We start from the raw sequence: 2,904 nt of genomic DNA, 5'->3' as shown, positions 1-2,904 counted from the left end.
TCGGTAGTTACCGAGTGCCTGCCGAGCAGTGCCCGGTACAGCGTGCGGGAAATACCGGGTAGTATCAAGAAGGATCCTATTGTAGGGGTAGGCTTCTAGGCGTTTGAATCAAGAGATCATGAAGTCTTATAGGATGTCCCAGTAGTTGCGGCAAATATCGGTAGGAATGAGTAAACGCTTTTCTCGGTATTTACCGGAGTAATCGACTAAGCTTGTCTAGTAGAGTAATGGATCGATCGAAGAAGTAGATTGCTTGGCGATGGATAAGGAAAACGGTTGAGCTGCTTTTAAAATAGGTCAGCAAGTAAGGATTTACTTCTTATATCATTTTATGAAAGAACGTCTAACAAATGTAAAATTTAGTAGTTTAATAATTTTATCTTATATCAAAATTGCTTTCATAATAAATGATTATGAAAACCTTATATTTTCCATCAATTTTCTGAAATCATAAAAAATGAGTGATACTATAATCTCAATCTATAAGACAATGGACAGTATAACTTATAATTATAATGGTGTTCATGAAACATTAACTAGAATTTATCATTACATATTCTTCTCTTTTTTTGTTTTCTGTTTGCAAATCGCAAACAGAAAACAGTGTATATATTTGTAGAACTATGGAACATAATGGAATGAGACCTCAGGATATTCCTATCCTCTTGAAAGTGTTACTCAAAGAAGGTGAACCTTGGCAGTATCGAGATTTGAGTGTTGCTTTGGATATTAGCTTATCCGAAATTTCCCACTCACTCAAAAGGAGCTCCCTAGCTGGCCTTTACCAAGAGGACCGGAAAAAGGTGGCTCGCCAAAGTCTTTTCAAATTTTTGCAGCATGGTCTCCGGTACGTATTTCCGGTACATCCAGGAGCCCTGGTTACTGGAGTTAAAACCGGGCATTCACACCCTTACTACAAAGAGAAGTTCATTAGTGGCCAAGAACTGGTTTGGCCTTATGAGGGTGGGGATACTCGCGGACAATCCATCAAACCTTTGTATTCAGGAGTACCAGCCGCCGCTCAAAAAGATGAAGTCCTATATAAGCTATTGGCAAGTATTGATATACTTAGAATCGGACAATCCAGAGAAATAGCTGCGGCTACATCTGAATTAGAAAAATATATCTTATGAGTCATCACCAAAATGTAACGAGAATCAAGGCGGTTCATCAGGCTTTAGAGGAGCTAGCAGGCGAAGTAGTTTTTGTAGGTGGAGCAACCGTCTCTCTCTATACAGATAGACCCGCGGAAGAAATTCGTCCTACAGAAGATATTGATATACTGATTGAACTAGCCTATTACAATGAATACGCAGCAGTTGAAGAGAAGCTTCGTAAAAAGGGATTTGCCAATGATACCGAATCTGGGGTGATCTGCCGCTACAAAGTTCAAGGCATCATTGTCGATGTAATGCCTACTTCTGAAGCTATCTTAGGCTTTAGTAACCGATGGTATTCCGATGGTTTTAAGCTGGCAATGCCCGTTGCTCTAGACGAGAGGATTACCATTCAAATTTTTAATCCACCTTATTTCTTAGCTACGAAGCTGGAAGCATTTAAAGGCCGTGGCAATGGAGATGGCCGCTTAAGCACTGATTTTGAAGATATTGTCTACGTGTTAAACAACCGAAGCACTATTTGGTCAGAACTACAGTTAACTCAAGATCTGATTCACGAATATCTGAAAGAAGAGTTTACAAGACTTCTCGGGAATCGTTACTTAGATGAGTGGATTAGTGCTCATATCGAATACGCAGAACGAAACAGAGTTTCATTAATTATTCGTTCTATGGAGGATTTTGTCAATAATAAAACTTAATCAGTTTTATCATATCCGCTTAACAGATCAAGTAAGAGTAGCTAAAATTTAATCGAATTGAGGATAATTTTCCTAAAGAGTTAGTAATTTGAAGGTCATTTTAAGATAACTATCATTTTTTGAACTAACACTTAGCCCAACACTAATTACTGATCATGAGCTTTACTCAATTAAAACCCCGCCAGGTTATCAATAAAGCTTTTCTCAAAGTAAAGCCTAATCGAATTGATATTGAAAAATTTAAGAACCACTTAATTTTAGTATTAGATCAAATCCATGAACTAGAGTCCGAGGAATTTCATAAAAATATTGTTTCTAGGTTTCTGGAGACTACCTATTAATCACCTAATCATTACATCAACACAAAAGGATATAATGACTTAGTAATTCATAATGGCAATAATGCTTATAGTTCAGTTGGAGTAATTCTTGAAATCAAAAAGCCTACTAACAAGGCAGAAATGCTAAAACTAGGCCAGCTCAACACAAAGGCCTTTCAAGAGCTATTACTATATTATCTAAGGGAGCGAATAACTGCTAATAACCTAGAAATCAAGCATATAGTTGCTTCGAATATTTATGAATGGTTTATTTTTGATGCCAGTACGTTCGAACGAACCTTTGCTCAGAATAAGAGACTTGTTCAAAAATTTGTTGATTTTGAAGAAGGTAGGCTAGGGGATCGGAAAACAGAATACTTCTATAAAGAAATTGCTGAACCCGCTTTGGCCTCTATTCAGATTGAAGTACCATTACTCATTTTGACATACGGGAATACGATAAGCCGCTACGTAATCAAGATAAACAAGATGATCATAAATTAATCACGTTATATAAACTTCTTTCACCTGAGCATCTACTTAAACTACCCTTTACTAATGATAGTAATTCCCTTGATAAAGGCTTCTATAGCGAATTACTGCATATCATTGGCCTGACAGAAACAAAGGAGGATGGTAAAAAAGTCATTACGCGTAAGAAACAAGGCGAACGTAACAGGGGATCTCTACTTGAAAATGCGATTAACCAGATTGATAGTCTAGACAAATTATCTCGTTTTGAGAAGCCTAGCCAGTTTGGTCTCA

Annotated in this window: 2 protein-coding genes; both read left to right on the top strand. The window is 37.2% G+C overall.

The window, feature by feature from the left end; genetic code table 11:
* The first annotated feature begins 623 nt into the window (after window positions 1–623).
* Window positions 624–1,133, top strand: coding sequence for a hypothetical protein (locus BWI97_RS25575; protein ID WP_233208048.1), 510 nt, complete (start codon window positions 624–626; stop codon window positions 1,131–1,133).
* Complete coding sequence (locus tag BWI97_RS25570) at window positions 1,130–1,819, top strand: nucleotidyl transferase AbiEii/AbiGii toxin family protein (RefSeq protein WP_102203335.1); 690 nt, start codon at window positions 1,130–1,132, stop codon at window positions 1,817–1,819. The genes BWI97_RS25575 and BWI97_RS25570 overlap by 4 nt, the downstream gene beginning before the upstream one ends.
* Window positions 1,820–2,904: the final 1,085 nt, after the last annotated feature.

It is taken from the genome of Siphonobacter sp. BAB-5405 (genome assembly GCF_002872335.1).
Lineage (GTDB): Bacteria > Bacteroidota > Bacteroidia > Cytophagales > Spirosomataceae > Siphonobacter.
Note: the sequence above shows the minus strand (reverse complement) of the source record. Positions and strands in the feature narration are given on the sequence as shown.

Bases quoted from the DNA above. Each gene is read 5' to 3' on its own strand.
- BWI97_RS25575 (WP_233208048.1), top strand. From the start codon at position 624: ATGGAACATAATGGAATGAGACCTCAGGATATTCCTATCCTCTTGAAA.
- BWI97_RS25570 (WP_102203335.1), top strand. From the start codon at position 1,130: ATGAGTCATCACCAAAATGTAACGAGAATCAAGGCGGTTCATCAGGCT.